Annotated in this window: 24 protein-coding genes; 14 read left to right on the plus strand and 10 right to left on the minus strand. The window is 55.5% G+C overall.

Going from position 1 to position 23133, the window contains the following annotated elements; translation table 11 throughout:
• Nucleotides 1-14: 14 nt before the first annotated feature.
• The 7 genes from N9C89_RS05100 to N9C89_RS05130 all read left to right on the plus strand — a co-directional run bounded on the left by N9C89_RS05100 (nt 15) and on the right by N9C89_RS05130 (nt 7004).
• Nucleotides 15-1265, plus strand: a complete 1251-nt coding sequence (locus N9C89_RS05100; protein WP_263952756.1) for a Zn-dependent hydrolase — start codon at nt 15-17, stop codon at nt 1263-1265.
• Between the two features lie 79 nt (nt 1266-1344).
• Entirely contained in the window at nt 1345-2805 is a 1461-nt protein-coding gene (gene hydA, locus N9C89_RS05105; RefSeq protein WP_263952757.1) for a dihydropyrimidinase, read from the plus strand.
• Between the two features lie 80 nt (nt 2806-2885).
• Entirely contained in the window at nt 2886-3671 is a 786-nt protein-coding gene (locus N9C89_RS05110; RefSeq protein WP_394358472.1) for an ABC transporter ATP-binding protein, read from the plus strand.
• 59 nt (nt 3672-3730) lie between these two features.
• The gene (locus N9C89_RS05115; RefSeq protein WP_263952758.1) at nt 3731-4606 is read left to right on the plus strand and encodes an ABC transporter permease; all 876 of its coding nucleotides are present in this window, start codon (nt 3731-3733) and stop codon (nt 4604-4606) included.
• The gene (locus N9C89_RS05120) at nt 4603-5448 is read left to right on the plus strand and encodes an ABC transporter permease (RefSeq protein ID WP_263952759.1); all 846 of its coding nucleotides are present in this window, start codon (nt 4603-4605) and stop codon (nt 5446-5448) included. The genes N9C89_RS05115 and N9C89_RS05120 overlap by 4 nt, the downstream gene beginning before the upstream one ends.
• 37 nt (nt 5449-5485) lie before the next feature.
• The gene (locus N9C89_RS05125; RefSeq protein WP_263952760.1) at nt 5486-6469 is read left to right on the plus strand and encodes an ABC transporter substrate-binding protein; all 984 of its coding nucleotides are present in this window, start codon (nt 5486-5488) and stop codon (nt 6467-6469) included.
• Between the two features lie 154 nt (nt 6470-6623).
• Nucleotides 6624-7004 carry a DUF6768 family protein gene (locus N9C89_RS05130; RefSeq protein ID WP_263952761.1) on the plus strand — a complete coding sequence of 127 codons (381 nt, stop codon included), beginning with the start codon at nt 6624-6626 and terminating at the stop codon, nt 7002-7004.
• Nucleotides 7005-7064: 60 nt separating this feature from the next.
• On the opposite strand, the gene acs is transcribed toward N9C89_RS05130, so the two are convergent.
• The 6 genes from acs to N9C89_RS05160 all read right to left on the minus strand — a co-directional run bounded on the left by acs (nt 7065) and on the right by N9C89_RS05160 (nt 14416).
• Entirely contained in the window at nt 7065-9017 is a 1953-nt protein-coding gene (acs, locus tag N9C89_RS05135; RefSeq protein WP_263952762.1) for an acetate--CoA ligase, read from the minus strand.
• Between the two features lie 135 nt (nt 9018-9152).
• A complete protein-coding gene (locus tag N9C89_RS05140) occupies nt 9153-9911 on the minus strand; it encodes an ABC transporter ATP-binding protein (RefSeq protein WP_263952763.1) in 759 nt (252 codons plus the stop codon).
• 9 nt (nt 9912-9920) lie between these two features.
• A complete protein-coding gene (locus tag N9C89_RS05145; protein WP_263952764.1) occupies nt 9921-10679 on the minus strand; it encodes an ABC transporter ATP-binding protein in 759 nt (252 codons plus the stop codon).
• A gap of 15 nt (nt 10680-10694) precedes the next feature.
• Complete coding sequence (locus N9C89_RS05150) at nt 10695-11921, minus strand: branched-chain amino acid ABC transporter permease (RefSeq protein ID WP_263952765.1); 1227 nt, start codon at nt 11919-11921, stop codon at nt 10695-10697.
• A gap of 2 nt (nt 11922-11923) precedes the next feature.
• Nucleotides 11924-12955, minus strand: a complete 1032-nt coding sequence (locus N9C89_RS05155) for a branched-chain amino acid ABC transporter permease (RefSeq protein ID WP_263952766.1) — start codon at nt 12953-12955, stop codon at nt 11924-11926.
• 114 nt (nt 12956-13069) lie between these two features.
• Nucleotides 13070-14416: a substrate-binding protein gene (locus tag N9C89_RS05160; RefSeq protein WP_263952767.1), complete on the minus strand. Its 1347-nt coding sequence runs from the start codon at nt 14414-14416 to the stop codon at nt 13070-13072.
• A gap of 218 nt (nt 14417-14634) precedes the next feature.
• Between N9C89_RS05160 and N9C89_RS05165 the strand changes: the two genes are divergently transcribed.
• The 5 genes from N9C89_RS05165 (at nt 14635) to N9C89_RS05185 (ending at nt 20767) form a co-directional block, all read left to right on the plus strand.
• A complete protein-coding gene (locus tag N9C89_RS05165) occupies nt 14635-15912 on the plus strand; it encodes a helix-turn-helix domain-containing protein (RefSeq protein ID WP_263952768.1) in 1278 nt (425 codons plus the stop codon).
• A gap of 140 nt (nt 15913-16052) precedes the next feature.
• Complete coding sequence (locus tag N9C89_RS05170; protein ID WP_263952769.1) at nt 16053-16421, plus strand: response regulator transcription factor; 369 nt, start codon at nt 16053-16055, stop codon at nt 16419-16421.
• The gene (locus N9C89_RS05175) at nt 16418-16735 is read left to right on the plus strand and encodes a hypothetical protein (protein WP_263952770.1); all 318 of its coding nucleotides are present in this window, start codon (nt 16418-16420) and stop codon (nt 16733-16735) included. The genes N9C89_RS05170 and N9C89_RS05175 overlap by 4 nt, the downstream gene beginning before the upstream one ends.
• A 3-nt stretch (nt 16736-16738) precedes the next feature.
• The gene (locus tag N9C89_RS05180; RefSeq protein ID WP_263952771.1) at nt 16739-19471 is read left to right on the plus strand and encodes an ATP-binding protein; all 2733 of its coding nucleotides are present in this window, start codon (nt 16739-16741) and stop codon (nt 19469-19471) included.
• Between the two features lie 90 nt (nt 19472-19561).
• Complete coding sequence (locus N9C89_RS05185; protein ID WP_263952772.1) at nt 19562-20767, plus strand: FliM/FliN family flagellar motor switch protein; 1206 nt, start codon at nt 19562-19564, stop codon at nt 20765-20767.
• Between the two features lie 34 nt (nt 20768-20801).
• Here N9C89_RS05185 and N9C89_RS05190 read toward each other — a convergent pair whose 3' ends face one another.
• From N9C89_RS05190 to N9C89_RS05200, 3 genes are read right to left on the minus strand one after another with little or no spacing between them, the layout of a single operon-like run.
• On the minus strand, nt 20802-21227 hold the full coding sequence (locus N9C89_RS05190; RefSeq protein ID WP_263952773.1) for a TIGR01244 family sulfur transferase: 426 nt from the start codon (nt 21225-21227) through the stop codon (nt 20802-20804).
• Between the two features lie 21 nt (nt 21228-21248).
• Nucleotides 21249-21668, minus strand: coding sequence for a DUF6691 family protein (locus N9C89_RS05195; RefSeq protein WP_263952774.1), 420 nt, complete (start codon nt 21666-21668; stop codon nt 21249-21251).
• A complete protein-coding gene (locus N9C89_RS05200) occupies nt 21668-22093 on the minus strand; it encodes a YeeE/YedE family protein (protein ID WP_263952775.1) in 426 nt (141 codons plus the stop codon). Before N9C89_RS05200 ends, N9C89_RS05195 begins: the two co-directional genes overlap by 1 nt.
• 204 nt (nt 22094-22297) lie before the next feature.
• Between N9C89_RS05200 and N9C89_RS05205 the strand changes: the two genes are divergently transcribed.
• The gene (locus N9C89_RS05205) at nt 22298-22510 is read left to right on the plus strand and encodes a hypothetical protein (RefSeq protein ID WP_263952776.1); all 213 of its coding nucleotides are present in this window, start codon (nt 22298-22300) and stop codon (nt 22508-22510) included.
• 8 nt (nt 22511-22518) lie between these two features.
• Here the strand turns inward: N9C89_RS05205 and N9C89_RS05210 are convergent, their stop codons facing one another.
• Nucleotides 22519-22734: a hypothetical protein gene (locus tag N9C89_RS05210; RefSeq protein WP_263952777.1), complete on the minus strand. Its 216-nt coding sequence runs from the start codon at nt 22732-22734 to the stop codon at nt 22519-22521.
• Between the two features lie 120 nt (nt 22735-22854).
• Between N9C89_RS05210 and N9C89_RS05215 the strand changes: the two genes are divergently transcribed.
• Complete coding sequence (locus tag N9C89_RS05215; RefSeq protein WP_263952778.1) at nt 22855-23112, plus strand: DUF2312 domain-containing protein; 258 nt, start codon at nt 22855-22857, stop codon at nt 23110-23112.
• The last annotated feature ends 21 nt before the right edge of the window (nt 23113-23133 follow it).

Raw genomic sequence — 23133 nt, forward strand, 5'->3', positions numbered from 1 at the left:
AGGAGAGAACCCACATGCCAGCACCAGGAGAGAACCTGAAAATCAACGGCGACCGTCTTTGGGACAGCCTTATGGAGATGGCCCAGATCGGGCCAGGTGTCGCAGGAGGCAACAACCGCCAGACAGTGACCGATGAAGACGCCGAAGGCCGCGCTTTGTTTCAGGAATGGTGCGAAGAGGCTGGCTGCACGATGGGGCTGGACCAGATGGGCAACATGTTTGCCCATCGCGAAGGGACAGACCCGGACGCGCTTCCAGTTTATGTGGGGAGCCACCTAGATACCCAACCCACCGGCGGGAAATACGATGGTGTGTTGGGGGTTCTTGGCGGATTGGAACTGCTACGAACAATGAATGACCTTGGCATAAAGACCAAGCATCCCATTGTCGTCACCAACTGGACCAACGAAGAGGGCACGCGCTTTGCCCCCGCGATGCTGGCGTCTGGTGTTTTTGCGGGCATGCACACGCAAGAGTGGGCCTATGACTGCGAAGATGCCGAGGGCAAAAAGTTCGGTGATGAACTGGCGCGGATCGGGTGGCGCGGTGAAGAAGAAGTCGGCGCGCGCAAGATGCACGCCTTTTTTGAGCTGCACATCGAACAAGGGCCGATCCTTGAGGCCGAGGGCAAAGACATTGGCGTTGTCACCCACGGGCAGGGGCTGTCATGGACCGAAGTCACAATCACCGGCAAAGACGCGCACACAGGCTCGACTCCGATGCCGATGCGCCGCGATGCGGGTCTTGGGCTTGCGCATTGCCTTGAGCTTGTGAACCAGATTGCGCTGTCGCACGCGCCTCATGCCGTTGGTGCAGCGGGGCATATTGATGTATACCCCAATTCGCGCAACGTGATCCCTGGAAAGGTCGTGTTCACCGTTGATTTCCGTAGCCCAGAGCTTGAGGTGATCGAAGATATGGAAAGCCGTTTTAAGGACGGCGCCAAAAAGATCTGCGATGAAATGGGGCTCGAGGTTTCGTTCAAAAAGACTGGCGGGTTTGATCCGGTGGCCTTTGATGAAAACTGCGTAACGGCCGTGCGCAATGCGGCTGAACGCCTTGGCTACAGCCATATGAACATAATCTCGGGTGCAGGGCATGATGCATGCTGGATCAACCGTGTTGCTCCCACGGCCATGGTAATGTGCCCCTGCGTTGACGGGCTGTCGCATAATGAGGCCGAGGAGATTTCCAAGGAATGGGCCGCCGCAGGCGCGGATGTGCTGCTCCATGCTGTTTTGGAAACAGCGGAAATTGTGGAATAACAAGGATATGCGGCGGGGAACGGCCCGCCGCGTTCGTCCTGTTCGAAGATAGAGGGCGCACCCCTCAGGGAGAAAGCTAATGACCAAAGTAATCAAAAACGGCACTGTTTGTACCGCTGACCGGACGTGGAAAGCCGATGTTCTGATTGAAGGGGAAACCATCAAGCAGATCGGCGAGAACCTCACTGGCGATGAATATATTGATGCCGAAGGTGCCTATGTCATCCCGGGCGGGATTGATCCGCACACCCACCTCGAGATGCCCTTTATGGGGACTACCGCCGCTGAAACTTTCGAGAGCGGTACATGGGCCGCGGCTGCTGGCGGTACCACGATGCTGGTTGATTTCTGTCTTCCGGGCGAGGACGGGTCAATCAAAAACGCGATCAACGAATGGCATCGCAAATCAGCACCCCAGATTTGTGCCGACATCGGCTATCACATGGCGATCACCGGCTGGAACGAACAGATCCACGCCGAAATGAAAGACGCCGTTGATATGGGCGTTAACTCTTTCAAACATTTTATGGCCTACAAAGGCGCCTTAATGGTTGAAGATGATGAAATGTTTGCCTCCTTCCAGCGCTGCAAAGAGCTCGGCGCGCTTCCGATGGTGCATGCGGAAAATGGGGATATCGTTGATATCCTTCAGAAAAAATACCTCGCCGAAGGGATCACTGGCCCTGAAGGCCACGCCTATTCGCGCCCCGCTGAAGTTGAAGGAGAGGCGGCAAACCGTGCGATCACAATCGCCGACGCCGCCGGAACGCCGCTCTATATTGTGCATGTTTCCTGTGAACAGGCCCACGAAGCGATCCGCCGCGCCCGTCAGAAGGGCATGCGCATTTACGGCGAGCCGTTGATCCAGTTCCTGACGCTTGATGAAAGCGAGTATTTCAAAGGGGATTGGATGCATTCCGCCCGCCGCGTGATGAGCCCACCGTTCCGCGACAAAAGCCATCAAGCGAGCCTCTGGGCAGGTCTACAAAGCGGCTCTTTGCAGGTTGTCGCAACGGACCACGCCGCCTTTACCAGCGAGCAAAAGCTGATGGGTAAGGATAACTTCTGTTTGATTCCAAACGGTTCGAACGGCCTTGAGGAGCGCCTCGCAGTGCTTTGGACTGAGGGTGTTGAAACTGGCCGCCTGACGCCGAACGAATTCGTCGCCGCGACAAGTTCCAATGTGGCTAAAATTCTCAATATCTATCCAAAGAAAGGTGCGATTGTTGAGGGGGCAGACGCTGATATCGTGGTTTGGGATCCGAAAATCAGCAAAACTATCAGCCAAGCAAACCATCACTCGGTGCTTGATTATAACGTGTTCGAAGGTTTCGAGGTTACGGCGCAGAGCCGCTATACGCTAAGCCGTGGCGAAGTGATCTGGGCATGGGGGCAAAACAGTCAGCCACAGCCGGGCCGTGGCCGCTTCGTGCCGCGCCCTGCGTTCTCTAGCGCCAGCAAAGCCCTGAGCAAGTGGAAAGAACTGAACAGCCCGCGCACCATCAAACGCGATCCAATGAACATCCCAGCAGGCATCTGATCGGGAAATAAACCTTGGCGCATCCACTCGGGTGCGTCACATCAACGACCGGAAAACCGGCACTACCCATGGGGGGCGGCGTGAGCCAAGCAACTGTAATAGAAGCCAAAAATCTTGATCTTACATTCCAGACAAACGACGGGCCGGTTCACGCGCTCAAGGATGTGAATTTACAGATCAATAAGGGCGATTTCGTGAGTTTCATCGGCCCGTCAGGCTGTGGCAAAACAACGTTTCTCCGCACAATCGCGGCCCTCGAAACGCCGACAAGCGGCACGTTGACCGTAAACGGCATGAGCGCCGAAGAGGCCCGCAAGAACCGCGCTTACGGCTATGTTTTTCAGGCCGCAGGGCTTTATCCGTGGCGCACGATTGCGGGCAATATCAAGCTGCCTCTGGAGATCATGGGCTTTGACAAAGCGGAGCAGAACCAGCGCGTGGAGCGGGTTTTGGAACTGGTGGATCTGGCCGGTTTCGGCAACAAATACCCATGGCAGCTTTCTGGCGGGATGCAGCAGCGGGCGAGCATCGCGCGGGCGCTGGCGTTTGACGCGGACATCTTGTTGATGGACGAACCCTTTGGCGCACTTGACGAGATTGTTCGCGATCACCTTAACGAACAACTCTTGAAGCTTTGGGATCGTACCAACAAGACCATCGGATTTGTGACCCACTCCATTCCCGAGGCGGTTTACCTCAGCACGAAAATCGTCGTTATGAGCCCGCGTCCGGGGCGAATTACCGATGTGATCGAAAGCACATTGCCACGCGAACGGCCGCTGGAAATTCGCGACAGCGCCGAGTTTATAGAGATCGCCCACCGTGTTCGTGACGGGTTGAGAGCAGGGCATGACGACAATGCGTAGCCCTGTGATGATTGAACATATCGAACATTATTTTGCTTGTTTCGCGGGGAGCGCCGCGTATGCGTAGCATAATTCCAATATTAACCGTTGTTGCGGCCATTTTCGCGATTTGGTTCGTCGGCAGCTTCTTCATGAACAAACAATGGACGCTCGATCAGGCAGAGCGCGCCGGAACAACCCTCTCATTTAGCGAAGTTCTGGCTGATACGATGACTCAGGAGCGGCCAAAACTCCCGACACCAATTCAGGTTTTTGACGAACTCTGGGAAACGACGGGCGCCAAGGTTCTTGATGGTAAGGCTATGTCAAAACGCAGCTTGATTTATCACGGCTGGATTACCCTCAGTTCAACGCTCGTCGGTTTTGTTATCGGGACACTTGCAGGCATCCTTCTGGCCGTTGGTATCGTGCACAACAAGGCAATGGACATGAGCGTGATGCCATGGGCGATTGCCAGCCAAACCATTCCGATCCTCGCGATTGCGCCGATGATCGTTGTGGTTATGAACTCAATTGGCGTGCAGGGGCTGCTGCCCAAGGCGATTATTGCGGCCTATCTGTCGTTCTTCCCTGTGGTTGTCGGCATGGTCAAGGGCCTACGCTCGCCGAACGCGATGCAGCTTGATCTGATGAAAACCTACAACGCGGGGCAGTTCGAGACATTCTGGAAACTGCGCCTACCTAGCTCGATGCCGTTCCTGTTTACGTCGCTCAAAGTGGGTATCGCCGCCTCGCTCGTCGGTGCCATTGTTGCCGAGCTTTCCTCCAGTCCGCTGGCCGGATTTGGTGGGCGGATGCTTTCAGGGAGCTACTACGGGCAGACCATCCAGATTTGGAGCGCTCTATTCGCCGCTGCGATTGTGGCCGCTTGCCTTGTTGGCATTGTCGGTGTGATTCAGCAACTCACGCTTAAGAAAATGGGTATGGCACAATGATTTGGGTGATTGCTGTTACTATTTTTTGGATCGCCGCACTTGGTGTGAACATCCGCATTGCGAACTCTGCGTGGGGGAATACGCGGGCGGGCCGGATATTTGTTCCTGTACTCTTCGGGCTGACAATCCTGATCGTTTGGGAGGGGCTTGTGCGCGGTTTGCAAATCCCCGCTGTAATCTTGCCACCACCAAGTGCAATCGCGGTTCGGTTTTCAGAGAGTCTCGATATTCTCTGGATGGATTTTGTGCAGACCTTCCTAAAAGGCGCTTTGTCTGGGTTTGCGATTGGCTGCGGGGCGGCGTTCCTGACGGCAATCTTGATTGATCGTTCGCCTTTCCTTCAGCGCGGCTTGCTTCCTGTGGGGAACTTTATTGCGGCCCTGCCGATCATAGGGACCGCGCCCATCCTTGTGATGTGGTTCGGTTTTGATTGGCAAAGCAAGGCTGCTGTCGTTGTTGCGATGGTGTTTTTCCCGATGCTCGTGAATACCGTTCAGGGCCTTAAGGAAACCGAAGCCATGCAGCGGGATTTGATGCACACGTATGCGGCAAGTTACTGGCAAAGCTTGTTTAAATTGCGCCTTCCGGCTGCGATGCCATTTGTTTTCAACGGGCTTAAAATTTCAACAACACTGGCGCTTATCGGTGCAATTGTTGCGGAATTCTTTGGATCGCCTACACGAGGCATGGGGTTTCGCATTTCTATCGAGGTCGGGCGGCTTGGGCTTGATATGGTCTGGGCGGAAATTACAGTAGCGGCCATTGCAGGTACGCTATTTTACGGAATCGTGACGCTTGTGGAGAAGAAGGTAACATTTTGGCACCCCTCACAACGTAAATGATGATAACCTAACAAAAAAACCAACATGGGAGATTAAAATGAAAAGATTAATGACAAGCGCATTGGCGCTGAGTTTTGCGGCCGGAATGGCGCAGGCTGCAGACGATCTGACTTTGCAACTTAAGTGGGTGACACAGGCACAATTTGCCGGATATTACGCCGCGCTTGAGCAAGGTTTTTACGAAGAAGAAGATCTAAACGTGACTATCAAGCCCGGTGGTCCTGATGTGGCGCCAGCGCAGGTGATCGCGGGTGGCGGCGCTGATGTCGTTGTAGATTGGCTTCCTTCGGCTTTGGCCGCTCGCGAGGCGGGTCTTCCGCTTGTGAACATCGCGCAACCATTCGTGAAATCGGGTATGATGCTCACCTGTCGCAAGGATACGGGGATCACATCACCTGACGACTTCCCTGGTAAGACACTTGGTGTTTGGTTCGGCGGCAACGAATATCCCTTCCTAAGCTGGATGAGCACGCTTGGCATTCCAACCGATGGCTCCGATGGCGGCGTTACTGTTCTCAAGCAGGGCTTCAACGTTGATCCGATCCTTCAGGGGCAGGCCGATTGCGTTTCGACCATGACGTACAACGAATACTGGCAGATCATTGACGCTGGCCTGACGGATGACGATTTGATCACTTTCAAATACGAAGATGGCGGTGTCGCGACGCTTGAGGATGGTCTTTATGTGCTAGAAGACAAGCTCGAAGATCCAGCAGAAGTCGACAAGCTCGCACGGTTTGTACGCGCATCGATGAAAGGTTGGAAGTGGGCCGAAGAAAACCAGCAGGAAGCTGCTGAAATCGTTCTGGAAAATGACGACACGGGCGCACAGACAGAGAAACACCAAGTGCGCATGATGGGCGAAATCGCCAAGCTGACTGCTGGAAGCAGCGGTGAGCTTGATGAACTGGCGTTTGAGCGCACTGTCGCGACACTTATGGCTGGTGGTTCTGACCCTGTTATCACCAAGGTTCCAGAAGGTGCATACACCAAAGCGGTTACGGATATCGCACTAAAATAATTCGGAAATTTTCCGAGTGAATTTGGTGGGCGTGCGGGAAACCGCGCGCCCATTTCGCCTGTGACGCAAGGTCACGGGACCTTATTCGGCAGTTATTTGAGCTTATATATTGAGTGCAACAAAGGATGTTGCGCCCGCAATAAGGAGATTTGCTATGATGCGGTCTGAAAATATGTTGGAGGCGCGGATTCAAAGCGTGTTGCGAGAGCAAGCGCCTGAGCTATTGGAAGCAACAGAGGAGCAGGGCTATTTCACCCTTGCCGCTTCAATTTTCAAAGGCAAGCTCGGCTGGGTCGCGATGGTTATTCTCGTTGTGCAGATCATCATGTTCGCCGTTGCGATCTATTCCGCTGTGATGTTTTTTGGTGCGGCTGATGCGTTGACCGCGCTGAAGTGGGGGCTGCCATCTGCGGTTCTGCTCATTTTTGCGGTGCAAATAAAGCTATCGCTGATGCCGTGGCTCCAGACACAACGCGTCCTGCGCGCGCTCAATCGCGTAGAGCTTCTTTTGATCGCGAAAACAGAACGCAAGTAACGGACAACAATAAGGGCCCGCGCAGATTTGCACGGGCCCAAATTCGTAATTTTCGCGTATCTAGCTGCGGTTCATCCGGTTTTCGATCAGCTCATCCACAACGCTTGGATCTGCGAGGGTAGAGGTGTCGCCTAGTGCGCCGAAATCATCTTCTGCGATTTTGCGTAGAATGCGGCGCATGATTTTACCAGAGCGTGTTTTCGGCAAGCCCGGTGCCCATTGGATCAGGTCAGGCTTGGCGATCGGGCCGATTTCCGTACGGACCCATTTTTCAAGATCTTTACGCAGCTCGTCGCTCGGTTCTACGCCATTCATCAGAGTGACATAGGCATAGATACCTTGGCCTTTGATGTCGTGCGGATAGCCAACAACAGCAGCCTCGGCGACCTGTGCGTGAGCAACCAGCGCACTTTCGACTTCGGCCGTGCCCATACGGTGACCGGACACGTTGATCACGTCATCAACGCGGCCTGTGATCCAGTAGTAGCCGTCTTCGTCACGCCGACAACCATCGCCTGCGAAGTAGTAGCCTTTGTAGTCTGCGAAATAGGTTTTCTCGAACCGTTCGTGATCGCCGTAAACCGTGCGCATCTGGCCCGGCCAGCTTTTCTTGAAGCAAAGCACGCCTTCGGCTTCGGTTGTGGTGATTTCCTCGCCGGATTGCGCATCAAGAACGACCGGCTCTACACCAAAGAACGGCAGCGTTGCAGAGCCAGGCTTGGTTGCTGTTGCGCCGGGGAGGGGGGTGAGGAGGTGCCCGCCTGTTTCGGTTTGCCACCATGTATCGACGATGGGGCAAGTGCCCTTGCCGACAACATCATTGTACCAGTTCCAAGCTTCGGGGTTGATCGGCTCGCCGACGGTGCCGAGGAGCTTCAGGCTGGACAGGTCATATTTCTCAACCGGTTCGCTGCCGTGTGCCATGAGGGCGCGGATGGCGGTTGGCGCGGTGTAAAATTGGTTAACCTTGTGCTTCTCGCAAACGGCCCAGAAGCGCCCAGCGTCAGGATAGGTTGGCACCCCTTCGAACATTACGGTTGTGGCGCCGTTGGCCAGCGGGCCATAGACGATATAGCTGTGCCCTGTGACCCAGCCCACATCGGCGGTGCACCAGAAGACGTCTCCGTCGTGATAATCAAAGGTGTATTGATGTGTCATCGCGGCATAGACGATATAGCCGCCCGTGCTGTGCACAACGCCTTTGGGCTTGCCGGTTGAGCCGGAGGTGTAGAGGATAAAGAGCGGATCTTCGGCGTTCATTTCCGAAGGCACACAGCGGTCGGCGGCCTTGGCCATTTCGGCTTTCACGTCGACATCGCGATCTTCAATCCAAGTTGTCTGACCGCCAGTGTGTTTTACGACGAGGCATTTCACCTTATCGCTACAGTGGAGGAGGGCGGCGTCGGCGTTGGATTTCAATGGCGTTTTACGGCCGCCGCGTGGCGCTTCATCGGCTGTGATCAGGACGCGGGCGTTGCAATCGTTGATACGGTTGGCCAGGGCATCTGGGGAAAATCCTGCAAAAACAATAGAGTGAACCGCGCCAATGCGCGCACAGGCCAGCATGGCATATGCTGCTTCGGGGATCATCGGGAGGTAAAGCACAACGCGGTCGCCGCGCCCGACGCCCTGAAATTTCAACACATTGGCAAAGCGGCAGACATTTTCGTGCAGCTCTTTATAGGTAATGTGCTGCGCGGGCGTGTCGGGTGAATCCGGCTCCCAAATGATCGCGGTTTGGTCTCCGCGTGTTTCGAGATGACGGTCGATGCAGTTGGCGGCAACGTTTAGGGTGCCGTCTTCGAACCAGTTGATCGAAACATCGCCGAATGTGTAATCGCAGTTCGAAACCTTGGTAAAAGGCTTGATCCAGTCGATCCGCTTGCCGTGTTCGGCCCAGAAGGCGTCTGGGTCGGCGATGGAGTCAGCATACATCTTTTCATATGTGGCTTTGTCCGCATGGGCGTTTGCGGCGAATTCTTTGGTGGGGGGATAGGTGTTCTGATCCGTCATGTCTTTGTCCTCCAATGTGCCTGCCTGCAACAGCCTCGGTAGAAATACCGGCGTGGCGGGCAAACCATGGTCTTATTTTGTTTGTGTTCGAGGCCACGCGTCGCGCAGCCCCGATGTGACGCAAGCGAATTGCGTTTAGATCGCGAGATATTCTGCGCGTAGCTCTTCGTTTGCGAGTACCTCCTCGGCAAGCCCGTCAAATACGACTTGTCCTGTGTCGAGGATAACCGCGCGGTCAGCGAGTTCAAGCGCACGAATGGCGTTTTGTTCGACGATCACAGTTGTGATGCCCTGCGCTTTGATGATGTTGAGCGTCTTTTCGATCTCGTCAACGATCACAGGGGCCAAACCCTCGTAAGGTTCATCTAGCAAAAGTACTTTGATGTCACGGGCGAGGGCGCGGGCAATGGCCAGCATTTGCTGCTCACCACCAGAAAGCGTTACGCCCTCCTGTTTGCGACGTTCGCCAAGGCGCGGGAACAGCTCATAGATGCGATCAAGCGACCAACCTACAGGCTCTGCGATCTGGGCAAGTTGCAGGTTTTCTTCAACGGTGAGGCCCGGGATGATCGAGCGATCTTCGGGCACGAGGGCCATCCCGGCTTGGCTCGCCTCATAAGACTTCATCTTATGCAGGTTCTGGTGGTCGAGCCAAATTTCACCATGGGTGAGCATGGGTTCATCAAGCCGCGCAATGGCACGTAGGGTTGATGTTTTACCCGCACCGTTCCGTCCAAGAAGCGCAAGGATTTCGCCTTCATGCACGTTTAGGCTCACGCCCTGAACGATGTAGCTTTCGCCATAATAGGCGTGCAAATCCCACACCGAAAAGTAAGCAGGGGCGGTGGCCGCATGGTTGGCGTTGATGTTGGTGGATGTGTTTACGGCGTTCATAGCGGCTTCCTATCCGTGTGCCTGACCGAGGTACGCTTCTTGTACCTTGGGGTGGCCTTTGATGTTTTCCGGTGTGTCCTCGACCAGCGGCGTTCCCTGCGCCAGAACGGTGATCCGCTCGGCCAGAGAGAACACAACATGCATGTCGTGCTCGATGATCGCCATGGTGATGTCGCGGCTGTCCTTGATCTCTTTGAGGAGATCAATGGTGTTGTTGGTATCAGCCCGCGCCATGCCCGCTGTTGGTTCGTCAAGCAGCAGCAGCCGTGGTTCCTGCACAAGGCACATCGCCATTTCAAGGCGGCGTTTGTCCCCACGCGAGAGCGAGCTTGCCGTCATACGGAGCTTGTCCTGCATGTTGACGTCCAGAAGCATTTGCTCGGCCTTCTGGACGATATCCACCTCGTCCTCGACGGTTTCGAATGCGTGCATCCGATACGCGCCGTCCCGTTTGGCAAAGCAGGGGATCATCACGTTTTCCAGCACAGTAAGATCAGAGAAAATCTCTGGCGTTTGGAATACGCGTGAAATGCCCATCTGGTTAATTTCATGCGGCTTTCGCCCAAGGACGGATTGGCCATCAAACATCACCGATCCAGTGTCGGGGATGAGCTTGCCCACCAGAACGTTGAGGAGGGTGGATTTACCGGCCCCGTTCGGGCCGATAATGGCATGCACCGTGTTTTCCGCAACCGAGAGGTTCACATCTCCGAGCGCCTGAAGGCCACCAAAGCGTTTGCCGACATTTTTAACTTCGAGAATACCCATGTTTTGTATCCTTTCTTATTCGGCCACGTGGGGAGTGGATTTCGGGGCGTGAGGTGTTCCCTCGTCGGTGTCGGTGCCTTTGTTGCGGCGGTTTTTGTACCAACGGGAGATGCGGTTACCGCCTTCCATCAGACCACCGGGGAGGAATGTCACCACCAGCATGAAGAGAAGGCCGAGTGTGAGGTGCCAGCCTTTGCCGACGAAGGGGTGGATGAGGAAGACAACGAAGTCTTCGAGACCATCAGGGAGGAAGGCAAACCAGCCGTGCAGAACCCCGTCGTTGATCTTGGAGAAGATGTTTTCGAAGTACTTGATGAAACCCGCGCCCAGCACAGGGCCCATCAGGGTTCCCGCACCGCCAAGGATTGTCATGATTACGACTTCACCCGAAGCTGTCCATTGCATCCGTTCTGCACCCGCAAGAGGGTCCATTGAGGCGAGGAGACCACCGGCAAGGCCGGCATACATGCCCGAGATAACGAAGGCCGCGAGCGTATAGGGCCGCGCATTGAGGCCGGTATAGCTCATGCGGGTCTGGTTGGTCTTGACCGCGCGGAGCATCATGCCGAAGGGCGAGCGGAAAATCCGCAAGCTCAGGTAGAAGGCGATGATCGCCATAACTGCGCAGAAATAGTAGCCGACGTTGAAGGTGAACAGATGTCCGAACACTTCCCACTGGGCTGAAGATTTCATTTCCAGCCCGAAGAGGTGGGTTGCGGGGATCGAGCCATCCGGTGTTGCGGTGACGCCAAGGATGCGCGGATCATTCAGGGTCAGCTGCAAGCCGGTTTCGCCGTTTGTGATTGGTGTAAGCACCGAATAGGCGAGGTTGAAGCTCATCTGGGCGAGCGCAAGTGTCAGGATCGAGAAGTAGATCCCCGAGCGGCGCAGCGATACATAGCCGATCAACAGGGCAAAGAGGCCCGATACGACAATCGCAAGGATGATGCCCGGAATGACGTTTGTTGTCAGCAGCTTCATCATCCAGACCGCGGAGTAGGACCCCACACCGAGGAACGCCGCGTGGCCAAAGGAGAGATATCCTGTCAGGCCAAATAGGATGTTAAAGCCGATGGCGAAAATGCCATATATTGCAAAGCGTTGCATAAGGTCGGGATAGCCAGCGTTGAACTGTGCAAGGCCCGAGCTTTCGGCAAAGGGTTGGGTTAGGAACGGCGTGAGCAACGTCAGCGCCACTACGATGAGCAAGAATTTGGTGTCTTTTTGATTCAGACCGAGCATGATTATTCCTCCATCACACCTTTGCGGCCCATGAGCCCGCGAGGACGGGTGAGCAAGATTATAATCGCAACCAGATAGATGATGATCTGGTCAATGCCTGGAAGGATGTCTTTGATCCAGTTCATCGAGGCAAAACTTTCAAGGATGCCGAGCAGGAAGCCCGCGAGCACAGCGCCCGGAAGGCTACCCATGCCGCCGACAACCACAACAACAAAGGACAGCACGAGGAAGTCCATGCCCATGTGGTAGTTGGGCGAGTTGATCGGCGTGTACATCACACCCGCAAGGCCGGCCACAGCGGCGGCGATGCCGAACATGATAGTGAAGCGTTTGTCGATGTTGATGCCCAGCAGCCCAACGGTTTCACGGTCTGCCATACCGGCGCGGACAACCATGCCGAAAGTGGTGAACTGGAGGAAGCTGAATACAGCGCCGATTACGACAAGTGAGAAGGTGAAGTAGATCATCCGCCAGTAAGGGTAGATGATGACGTTAGGGTCCATCCCGAGCAGCACCCCGAAATCGAACGAGCCTTTGAAGGCCGATGGGGCAGGGGTTGGGATCGGGTTTGCACCGTAGAAATACTTGATGACTTCCTGAAGCACGATCGCAAGGCCGAAGGTCACGAGGATCTGGTCGGCGTGAGGGCGCTTGTAGAAGTGTTTGATGAGGCCGCGCTCCATCACATAGCCGATAAGCAGCATGATCGGGATCGCGAATAGAATGCCAAGTGGCACAGCCCAGTCGATGATCCATGCGCCCGCCTCGGGGCCGAACCAGCTTTCGACATAGGTGGTTTTGACCACGGCAGGGTTGCCGAGAAAGTCTTTCTTTTCGGGATCAATGGTTTCATAGGACAGATTGAGAATGCGGCTCAGGGTTACGGCGCAAAACGCACCGATCATGAACAGCGCCCCATGCGCAAAGTTAACCACGCCAAGCGTGCCGAAGATAAGGGTTAGGCCAAGGGCGATCAGCGCATAAGCGGAGCCTTTGTCCAAACCGTTTAGAATTTGAAGAAGGAACGTGTCCATTTTCCCCACCCGATAAGATTTCGTGATTGGAAGCATTCTGCGGGCGTGGTGCCACTGCAGAGAATGTAAGGTGTTGGGCGCATCACCTGCGCCCAACGAAAGGTGTAAGCGGTATTAGGCGCCTGGGTTACAGTTGCCCAATGCACCGCCTGCAAACATCGGATGATCCGGTGCGTAAGTAACCTGAGCGGCCGGAGTAACTTCGACGACTTCGAGAAGGTCGAATTCGTTTTCCGGATTCTCTTTACCACGCACAACCAGCACGTCTTTGAAGCACTGGTGATCGTCAGCACGATAGAGTGTCGGGCCGTTGCCAAGACCGTCGAACTCGAAGCCTTCGAGGGCTTCTGCGATGGCGCATGGGTTGAACGAACCGGCGCGTGCCGCTGCATCTGCATAGAGCAGAGTCTGACAATACACTGTGTGTGCAGCCTGGCTTGGCGGGAAGCCGTATTTGGTGCCGAAGGACTGAACGAATGCTTTCGACGCATCGTCCTGAAGCGACCAGTGCCAGTTTGTGGAGCCAAGAATACCCTTAACGTTGGCGCCAGCACCCTTCGCCATCAGGCGGGAGTAGAGCGGAACAACGATTTCGAAGTTCTTGCCGTTCACTTGCTTTTCACGCAGACCGAACTGAACAGCGTTGGTCAGCGAGTTCACCATGTTACCGCCGTAGTGGTTCAGAACCAGAACGTCAGCGCCGGAGTTCAGCACAGGCGAGATATAGGACGAGAAGTCAGTGGAGGCGAGCGGTGTGCGCACCTTGTTGACAGTTTCCCAGCCCATGGCTTCGGTTGCTGCGGCGATGGACTCTTCTTGTGTCCAGCCCCATGTGTAGTCAGCAGTCAGGTGGTATGCTTTACGGTCGGAGCCATAAAGCTTTTCAAGCACAGGTGCCAGCGCAGCGGCAGACATGTATGCGTTGAAGAAGTGGCGGAAACCGTTGGCTTTTTTGTCTTTACCGGTGGTGTCGTTCGAGTGGGTCAGACCCGCCATGAAGATCACGCCAGCTTCCTGACAGAGACCTTGCACCGCAATCGCCACACCAGAAGAAGAACCGCCAGTGATCATGATGGCGCCATCTTTTTCGATCATGGATTTCGCAGAGGCGCGCGCCGCATCCGATTTGGTTTGCGTGTCGCCAGTTACGAATTCTACTTTTTTGCCGAGGATGCCGTTACCTTCCAGCACTTTCGAGCTGAAGGTATTGAGCATTCCGCCGTCGCCGCCACCGTTAAGGTGCTCGACCGCAAGCTCATAAGCGCGCAGTTCGTCTGCACCCTCGTCAGCATAAGCGCCTGTTTGCGGCACGTTGAAACCGAGCGTTACGGTGCTGCCAGTCGGCTCGTTCGTAAATGCCGAAGCAGAAGACGCAGTGAAAATCGTGGGAACAGCAAGACCAGCGCCTGCAACAGCACTGGTTTTCAACAGACCACGACGAGTAAGTTTAGAGTTGGACATTCATATCCTCCCGATTGAATTATTGCGACACAAGCCTCCTCCGCTTACGCCGCCCGTCCTTTACAGAACACTAATAGTATTGTTGGGAGACCGAAAATTTCGCAACAACAGCTTTTAAACACACAATATTTTTGTAAAAATATCGACAGGTCATTTTAAATTGTTGTAAAGATATTTGCACGCAAGTGCAGAAACGCTTGCAAAAACAGGAGGTTTTTATGGCTGCGCGCGAATTGACAGGCCACCGTATTCGGGACCGGAGGGTGGCGCTCGGCCGTAAACAGGGGGAATTGGCGGCGCAGGTCGGAATTTCTCCGTCGTATTTGAATCTTATCGAGCATAACCGCCGCAGAATCGGCGGAAAACTCTTGGTCGATATTGCGCGCGCGCTTGGAGTAGAGCCTTCGATCCTCTCAGAAGGAACAGAAGCCACGCTTCTTGCGCAGCTTTTGACGGCCGCGACGGAACGGATGGAGCTTGATCCGGAAGTCGTTGAAATCGAGGCTTTTGCTGCACGCTATCCGGGGTGGGCGGCGCTACTGGCGGACCAGACCTCGCGGATAGCGACGTTGGAGCGGCAGGTTGAGGCTCTGACAGATCGGCTCGCCCATGATCCTGTGCTGTCTGGCGCGATGCACGAGGTTCTTTCAACGGTGACGGCCATTCGTTCGACCGCCGCGATCCTTGCCGACCCGCAAGAGATGGAGCAGGCGTGGCGCGACCGTTTCCAGCGCAACCTATATGAAGATTCTGTGCGACTTGCGGAGAGTTCACAGGCGCTAGTGACTTACCTTGATCGCGATCAGGGGCCGGTAAGCGGGATGAACACGCCACTTGAGGCGTTGGAGGCATTTCTGCGTGAACGTCAATATCATGTTGCGGCCTTGGAAGCAGGGCAGGAAGGCGTGGCGGCGCGCGAGGAAATCGAAGCCATTCTTGATATGTCGAGCCTTCCGAATGATGCGGCGCGCGAAACTGTCCGCGCCTATCTTAAGCGGTATGCCGAGGATGCCGCTCAAATGCCGCTTGCGCAATTCGCTGAAGCGGTTGTCGAGCATGCCTATAACCCTGCGCGGCTGGCAGAGAAGTTTTCTTGCGATCTTGCGGCCGTCATGAGGCGAATGGTCAGTTTACCCGCCGAAGACGACAGCACGCGTATTGGCATTGCGGTTTGTGATGGCACCGGCGCGCTCACACTGCGGCGGCCGATTGATGGCTTCCCTTTGCCGCGGTTTTCTGGGGCGCATGAGGATTGGCCTCTTTATCAGGCACTTGCACGCCCCATGATGCCATTGCGCCAAGTGGTGCAGCAAGGGCAGGGCAGCGCGTCGCGCCGGTTTCTAACCTATGCGATTTGCCTTCCAGCATCGCCGTTGAGTTTTGATGCGCCGCCTGTTCACGAAGCGTCGATGCTCATTCTGCCGCCTGCGCTGGTGCCCGAGATTGCCAACGAGCCTTCGCCGCTTGTTCTGAGCGGGGCGAAAACTTTGACATAGTTCATGGTGCGCCAATCTATTTTTTGACATGGTAACATTGTTTCGCGATAGTATCGCGAGCTACTCGAACATTGCGACGGACCCATAGGGGACGCGCGATGATTGAAATGGCTGACTACGCTGTCAAAGGGGAGTGACAGATGGGCAAACATGTCCTGCTCATTGAGGATGAGCCAAATATTGTTGAAGCGATACGTTTTATCCTGTCCCGCGATGGGTGGCGGGTGGATACGCACGCTGATGGCAAAACGGCGGTGGAGGCTGTGCGCAACGTTTCGCCTGATGTGGTGGTTTTGGATGTGATGCTGCCCAATCGAAGCGGTTTTGACATCTTGCAAGAGCTGCGCAACGATCCAGCCACAGAGGCGCTACCGGTGTTGATGTTGACGGCACGTGGGCAAACAAAGGATCGCGAAGCCGCAGAGCGGATCGGAGCGAGCCGGTTTATGACCAAGCCATTTTCCAACGCCGAAGTTCTTGAAAGCATGAGAGAATTGGCGGGCGTATGAGCAAACGGCCCGCACCGTTGTTCCTTGCGCGCGAGACTTATCGCGAACGCCGAACAATGGATGCTGCGCGGCTTTTGCCGATTATGGGCGCTGTGTTGCTTGTCTTTCTGCTTCCTTTGATCCGGTCGGATACCGTTTCTGGAAGCGAGGCTCTGCAACGGGCCAATTCTTCGGGGACGGTACTGTTTCTCTTTGCGGCGTGGATCATTTTGATCGCCATCGCCGCAGGGCTTTCTGTGAGGTTGCGGCGGATTGATGAAGCAGCGATGGATGCGCAAGAGGCTTCAGCAGAAAACAGGACTGGCGCGGAATAAGATATGGTTTCGTTCAATGTTCTCGTTACCGTTTGTCTTGCTTATGTGGCGGCGCTGTTTCTGATTGCATGGTTTGCCGAGCGGCGGGCAGCAGCAGGGCGCATTGGTTGGTTACAATCGCCCATTGTCTATACGCTCTCGCTGTCGATCTATTGTACAGCCTGGACCTTCTATGGGGCGGTCGGATACGCGGCCCGATCTGGCCTTGAGTTTGCAACGATCTACCTCGGCCCGACCATTGTGATGATCGGGTGGTGGTGGATTTTGCGCAAGCTTGTGCGGATCGGCAAGATGCAACGTATCACCTCGGTGGCCGACCTCATTTCGTCGCGCTTTGGAAAATCCACGTCTCTCGGTGTGATCGTTACGCTTTTGGCTGTGATCGGCACGACGCCTTATATTGCGTTGCAACTTCAATCAGTTACGCTTTCGCTGGCCGTATTTGCGGACCCGCAATCCGAAGCTGCGCGTGATCTCAATTCCACGGCCATCTGGATTGCGGCTGGGCTGGCGGTGTTTACGGTTCTGTTCGGAACCCGCAACCTTGATGCCAACGAGCGACACCACGGGGTAGTGACCGCCATCGCTGTTGAAGCTGTGGTCAAGTTGGTCGCTCTGATCGCCGTTGGTGTGTTCGTTGTTTGGGGGGTCGCCGGAGGGATTGGCGACACGCTCGCCCGCATCGATGCCTCCGAAATTTCACAGATCAAACCCGACGCAAGCCGTTGGATCAGCCTGACCTTCCTGTCAGCGGCGGCGTTCATCTGTTTGCCGCGTATGTTTCAGGTCATGGTGGTTGAAAACGCAAAGGAAAGCCATGTTGCCACCGCGAGTTGGGCATTTCCGCTCTATTTGCTCGCGATGTGTATCTTTGTGTTGCCCATCGCAGTTGTCGGCCTTGATCTCCTGCCCGAGGGCACCAACCCCGACCTTTTCGTGCTAACCGTGCCGCTTTCGCAGCAGCAAAACGGGCTGGCTATGCTCTCTTTCCTCGGCGGGTTTTCCTCGGCGACGTCGATGGTGATTGTTGCGGCCATTGCACTTTCAACGATGGTGTCGAACCATATCGTCATGCCCATCTGGCTCAGCAAAAACAAAAGCGGGGCGATGGTTTCGGGCGATGTTCGGCAGGTCGTGTTGATTGCGCGGCGTTGCTCGATCGCGGGCGTTTTGGCGCTGGGCTATCTCTATTTCCGCTTTTCTGGCGGCGGGGAAGCACTGGCTGCAATCGGTCTGATCAGTTTTGCCGGGGTTGCGCAGGTTCTGCCCGCGCTTCTGGGCGGTATTTTCTGGCGTGGCGCCACGCGCACGGGCGCGATTATTGGCGTCGTTATTGGCTTCTCAATTTGGTCTTATACGATGTTTCTACCGAGCCTTGGCGCCAACGGCTTGATGAGCGCGGCTTTCCTCGCCGAAGGGCCTTTCGGGATAACGTGGTTGCGTCCGCAAGCGTTGTTCGGAATTGAAGGTCTTGATCCGGTGGTTCATGCGATTGTCTGGTCTATCTCGCTGAATACGCTCGGGTTTTGTATCGGGTCTCTGCTGAGCTTCCCTTCCCCGATGGAACGGCTACAGGGCGCGCAGATCGTCAACGTATTCGAACATTCTCAAGCTGCGAAGGGCTGGGCTGGGCACGTGGGCGAGGCAGAGGACTTGCTCGTCATGGCGCAGCGGATTATGGGCCCTGAACAGGCGCAGCGGCTCTTTCAGACTGTGGCCGTGGCGCAGGGGAAGGGCGGCTTTCTTCCTGACCCTTCACCGCAATTTCTTGAGCAATTGGAGCGGGAGCTGGCGGGTTCCGTTGGGGCCGCGACCGCACACGCTATGATCGGGCAAATTGTTGGTGGGGCAACAGTTTCGGTTGAGGATTTGATGGCGGTGGCCGATGAAACTGCGCAGATGATGGAGTATTCCAACCAGCTTGAGGCCAAAACCGCGGAACTTGGGCGCGCCGCGAGGCAATTGCGCGAGGTGAACGAAAAACTCACCGAACTGTCCATCCAGAAAGATGCGTTCCTCAGCCAGATCAGCCACGAATTACGCACACCGATGACCTCTATCCGCGCCTTCTCTGAAATCCTGCGCGATGGGGGGCGGATGCCTTCGGCTGATCGGTCTCGATATTCGGGTATCATCCACGACGAAGCGCAGCGTCTAACGCGACTGTTGGATGATCTTCTGGACATTTCGGTGTTGGAGAATGGCCAAGTCTCGCTCAACATTCAGGAAGAAAACCTGAAAACGCTACTGGACCGCGCGCTCGCCGCAAGCCTTTCAAACGAGGGCACAGCGCTAGAAATCGAGCGTAACCCATCTCGCGAAGATATCCCGCTCAAAACCGATACAGATCGCCTGACACAGGTGTTTATCAACCTCATTACCAACGCGCGCAAATACTGTACTGCTGATAATCCGACCCTGCGAATTCACGTCCGAAATTCGCGGGTGAACGGAATGGTCGAGATCATATTTACCGACAATGGGGCGGGAATATCGGAGAAAAATCAGAGCCTTATATTCGAGAAGTTCTCACGCCTCGGCGATCAGGCCGCTGCGGGCGGGGCTGGTCTTGGGTTGGCGATTTGTCGTGAGATTATGATCAATCTGGGTGGCGAAGTCGTGTATCTGCCCGGGCAGGGCGGCGCGGCATTCAGGGTGCGCTTTCCTGCGGAGTTTGTTGCGAAGGCTGCGGAAGAGGATACTGATCTCACTTTCGGCAGTCAGGTTGCGGAATAGGGGCACTTTCGGTCTGGGACCTGCGCGTCGCGTAACCATTTATAAACCATGTGTCGTAATGATGGGCCGAAGCAGAGGTGAATTCGGGCTATGTCGTCACGCGAACTTTTAGGAGCAGAGGGGGAATCCGTCATCCGGCGGATGCTGCGGACTTTTGAACCGCAGGAAGACCCGCGCGGCAGCGAAACAATTCGTGCGCTGCGGTCTGCTCTACCCAAGGCGGCGGATTCCGCTTTTGATTTGCCGCTCGAAGTGACGGGTCTTGTTGCTGAGGATGTACAGCGCGAGCCGCTGATCGAGAAGATCGAGGATGGGCAACTGATGCTGCTCTTGCAAGCTCGAGACAGCAGGCTTGCTATCGCTGTTCCGGACGCAAATATGCTCGCAGCGCTCATCGAAATTCAAACCATGGGGTGCGTCAGCAAAACCGAGGGCGCTGATCGCAAACCAACCCGAACGGATGCCGCGCTCGCCGAGCCGTTTTTCGAGGTGTTGCTTGCGGAATTCCTTCACCAACTTGAAGGCTCTGAGGACATGGAGCGCTTCGCGGGGTTTGGCGTTTATCGCTCAGTAGATGAGCGGCGGCACCTGCCTTTGCTCTTGGCCGAAGCGGAATATCATGTGTTTACCGTAGACGTTGATTTAGGGCAGGGGGCAAAACAGGGTCGTATCCTTCTTGGGTTCCCGGAGCTGCAACGGCCAGAGGAGCGGCCTTCGGAAGAAACCGAAAAAGCTGCGTGGACGGAGGCAATGCACAAGAACGTTATGCAGGGCGAAGCGGTACTAGATGCGCAATTGTTCCGGCTTTCGTTGAATGTCGAGGCGCTGGAATCGCTGCAGGTTGGACAGGAACTGGAGATTCCGCGCCAAGCGCTGACTCATGTTGAGCTTGTCGGGTTGGATGGCAAAACTGCGCTAACTGGGAAGCTTGGCCAGAGCGATGGGCGGCGGGCGGTCATGATCACTGATGGTGAGAAACCGTCGTTGCCGGTTGTAGACTCACAGGAACCACAAATTTCTGACAATCCGCTTTCAGCGCTCGGTGCCGACTACGCGCCGCCGCCGATGACAAGCCTGCTCGCAAGTCAGCCAGAGGGAACAGGCGTTCCGGACGATCTATCGGAGCTTTCTCCCCCTCCAGAAGAAGAGCTGCCTTCCTTGCCTATGGCGGATTTGCCTCAGGCTGGGCTTGAGGAAAATGAGCAAAACGGCGGATTAGATGCCTTGCCGGATTTAGGAGAGTTGCCGCCGATGGATATGAGCGCACTTGATGATCTTCCCCTCACCATAGATTGAGAGGAGAAGTGATCTTTCGTGTGAAAATAATGGGTTAACCGCCCGCGAGTATCTCGAGCTGATCGCGCATTTTTTCGATCTGATAGCCCGCAGCTTCGCCGGCGGCGATAATCTGTTCCGTGGGAATACGGCCAGCGTTCGCCAGCGCCCAGACAACTGTTGATCGGTTGCCAGATGCGCAATAGGCAAAACACTTCCCCGAAGCCTCGTCGATTGCGGCGCCTTGAACATCAAGGATATCTTGGGTCAATTGTCCGTGCACAACCGGATTAAGCACAAAGTGCAATCCGGCGGCCTCTACAGCGGCTTGGATCGCAGCGGCCTGTAGCTCGACAGGCACCTCCGGATCAGGGCGGTTGCAAATCACCGTGGTAAACCCGGCATCTTTAAGCTCGGCAACGTCGCCCGGCTCAATCTGCGGGGAAACGGCGTAGCGGTCAGTAATCACACGAATATCCATGAACGCCTCATAGCATGCGACCTACGCCAGAGCCAGTTGTGACTTAAGGCGCGGCGTTAAAATCATTCCGGCAAGCATAAAAGCCACAAATACCATGCCGCCAGTGCCGCCAAACGAAAGTGAAGCGATGGAAGGTCCGGGGCAGAGGCCTGCAAGCCCCCAGCCTGCGCCAAAGAGGGTTGAGCCAATCACTAGGTTTCGGCCAACTTTTGGCTCGGGCGGGGTTGGGAATGTTCCGCCAAGTTTGGGGGAGCGCCCACGGGAATAGGCCCATGCGGCGGCCATCGGAAGGATCGCGCCACCCATAACAAAGGCCAATGTTGGATCCCAGTTGCCGAATACATCAAGCCACCCGATCACCTTCTGTGTGTTGGTCATACCCGAAATGAGGAGGCCCGTGCCGAAGAGGCTTCCGGCAATAAATGCAAAGAGCGCGCGCATCAGATAACTCCTAGAATGTGTCGGAACAGAACGACGGTCAGTCCGCCCGCGAGGATATAGAATATGGTTGCAACGATTCCACGCAGCGAAAGTCGGCTGATGCCACAGACTCCATGTCCGGAGGTGCAGCCGTTTGCGATCCGTGTGCCGACCCCAACGAGAACGCCCGCGATTGCCACCACAATGAGGTTGGGGGTGAGGTTGGTCTGGCTAGGCAAAACCGTTGCCGCCAGCAGCGCGGGTAGGGCGAACAGTCCGAGCAAGAAAGCTCCCCGCTCTTTCCACATCGCTCGCGCGCTTCCATCCACGAGGCCGCCAATAATTCCGCTTGCGCCCATGATCCGGCCATTCACCAAGAGGTAAATCGCTCCGGCACAGCCAATCAGCACCCCGCCGATCAGCCCGTTAATCCAGCTTGCGTCCATGTCATTTCCCCGAAATCTGTTACTCCGGCGCCTGATTTGCCAATGTGGCAAGGGGCCGGAGGGTCAGGCTAAGGGCTGATCACTTGAAGTCAATAGCTTGACATACCGCAATGCAATTGTCCGTGGGATGGGCTAAGCTAGCCTGAGAGAGCTTGAGAACCACGTGTGGCCAAATGCGTGGAAACAGAACGAAAGGAGGAGCAAATGGCCTTTGAAGACCTGAAAGCCGCAATTCTTACCCTGTTGGACGAGATAGAGAAAAAGCCGGAAGACCGGCATGTTCTGCAAGAGGAATTGCGTGAGAAACTGTCAGAGTTAAAGGCGCTAGGTTTGCCTGTGCCGCAGGATCTTGTGGATTTCGAACTGGCGCTTGAGGATGACGACGCGGACGATTTCTTTGACAATATGCCCGTGTAAAAGCGCGTTTAGCCAAACATGATGCCGACAACGACGATCATCAGACCGAGGATCGACGTAAACAGTGCGCCCATGTTCCATGCCACAAGTCCACGAAGATGAACGCGCATGGCTTCGTCATCGAGGTTGGATTTGCGCGCTTTCATTGCGGAAACGATGCAATACACCAATCCGCATAGTCCCAAAAAGGAAACCACCGCGCCTGTGATAATCAACCAATCCATGCAAACCTCCTGTGGAATGTGCCCCAGCCGCCTAAAGGAACTCTCTTCCAAGAGCAAGCCCCTTGCGGGGGAGGCGCGGCTTGGGTAGCAAGGGCCAAACCGAGCAATGAGGGCCAAGAGATGAATGATATTTCAAGCGATGCGAGCTACCGGGTAACAGCGGATGAGCTTCGCCAGTTTGTCGAGCGGATCGAGCGGCTGGACGCCGAGAAGAAAGACATCGCAGAGCAACAAAAAGAAGTGATGGCCGAAGCCAAGGGGCGCGGTTATGACACCAAAGTCATGAGAAAAATCATAGCGTTGCGCAAGCGTGATGCAAATGATCTGGCCGAGGAAGAAGCGGTTCTGGAAATGTACAAAGAAGCGCTGGGCATGTAATTCCCCAAGCGAAACAGCGGG

Origin of the sequence: Halocynthiibacter sp. SDUM655004 (assembly GCF_026015885.1) — a bacterium.
Classification (GTDB): domain Bacteria; phylum Pseudomonadota; class Alphaproteobacteria; order Rhodobacterales; family Rhodobacteraceae; genus Falsihalocynthiibacter; species Falsihalocynthiibacter halioticoli.

Bases quoted from the DNA above. Each gene is read 5' to 3' on its own strand.
- N9C89_RS05140 (WP_263952763.1), bottom strand. From the start codon at position 9,911: ATGAACGCCGTAAACACATCCACCAACATCAACGCCAACCATGCGGCC.
- N9C89_RS05200 (WP_263952775.1), bottom strand. From the start codon at position 22,093: ATGGACGCAAGCTGGATTAACGGGCTGATCGGCGGGGTGCTGATTGGC.
- N9C89_RS05130 (WP_263952761.1), top strand. From the start codon at position 6,624: ATGATGCGGTCTGAAAATATGTTGGAGGCGCGGATTCAAAGCGTGTTG.
- N9C89_RS05155 (WP_263952766.1), bottom strand. From the start codon at position 12,955: ATGGACACGTTCCTTCTTCAAATTCTAAACGGTTTGGACAAAGGCTCC.
- N9C89_RS05195 (WP_263952774.1), bottom strand. From the start codon at position 21,668: ATGCGCGCGCTCTTTGCATTTATTGCCGGAAGCCTCTTCGGCACGGGC.
- N9C89_RS05175 (WP_263952770.1), top strand. From the start codon at position 16,418: ATGAGCAAACGGCCCGCACCGTTGTTCCTTGCGCGCGAGACTTATCGC.
- N9C89_RS05190 (WP_263952773.1), bottom strand. From the start codon at position 21,227: ATGGATATTCGTGTGATTACTGACCGCTACGCCGTTTCCCCGCAGATT.
- N9C89_RS05145 (WP_263952764.1), bottom strand. From the start codon at position 10,679: ATGGGTATTCTCGAAGTTAAAAATGTCGGCAAACGCTTTGGTGGCCTT.
- N9C89_RS05115 (WP_263952758.1), top strand. From the start codon at position 3,731: ATGCGTAGCATAATTCCAATATTAACCGTTGTTGCGGCCATTTTCGCG.
- N9C89_RS05215 (WP_263952778.1), top strand. From the start codon at position 22,855: ATGAATGATATTTCAAGCGATGCGAGCTACCGGGTAACAGCGGATGAG.
- N9C89_RS05100 (WP_263952756.1), top strand. From the start codon at position 15: ATGCCAGCACCAGGAGAGAACCTGAAAATCAACGGCGACCGTCTTTGG.
- N9C89_RS05120 (WP_263952759.1), top strand. From the start codon at position 4,603: ATGATTTGGGTGATTGCTGTTACTATTTTTTGGATCGCCGCACTTGGT.
- N9C89_RS05160 (WP_263952767.1), bottom strand. From the start codon at position 14,416: ATGTCCAACTCTAAACTTACTCGTCGTGGTCTGTTGAAAACCAGTGCT.
- N9C89_RS05180 (WP_263952771.1), top strand. From the start codon at position 16,739: ATGGTTTCGTTCAATGTTCTCGTTACCGTTTGTCTTGCTTATGTGGCG.
- N9C89_RS05185 (WP_263952772.1), top strand. From the start codon at position 19,562: ATGTCGTCACGCGAACTTTTAGGAGCAGAGGGGGAATCCGTCATCCGG.
- acs (WP_263952762.1), bottom strand. From the start codon at position 9,017: ATGACGGATCAGAACACCTATCCCCCCACCAAAGAATTCGCCGCAAAC.
- N9C89_RS05125 (WP_263952760.1), top strand. From the start codon at position 5,486: ATGAAAAGATTAATGACAAGCGCATTGGCGCTGAGTTTTGCGGCCGGA.
- hydA (WP_263952757.1), top strand. From the start codon at position 1,345: ATGACCAAAGTAATCAAAAACGGCACTGTTTGTACCGCTGACCGGACG.
- N9C89_RS05205 (WP_263952776.1), top strand. From the start codon at position 22,298: ATGGCCTTTGAAGACCTGAAAGCCGCAATTCTTACCCTGTTGGACGAG.
- N9C89_RS05170 (WP_263952769.1), top strand. From the start codon at position 16,053: ATGGGCAAACATGTCCTGCTCATTGAGGATGAGCCAAATATTGTTGAA.
- N9C89_RS05150 (WP_263952765.1), bottom strand. From the start codon at position 11,921: ATGCTCGGTCTGAATCAAAAAGACACCAAATTCTTGCTCATCGTAGTG.
- N9C89_RS05210 (WP_263952777.1), bottom strand. From the start codon at position 22,734: ATGGATTGGTTGATTATCACAGGCGCGGTGGTTTCCTTTTTGGGACTA.
- N9C89_RS05165 (WP_263952768.1), top strand. From the start codon at position 14,635: ATGGCTGCGCGCGAATTGACAGGCCACCGTATTCGGGACCGGAGGGTG.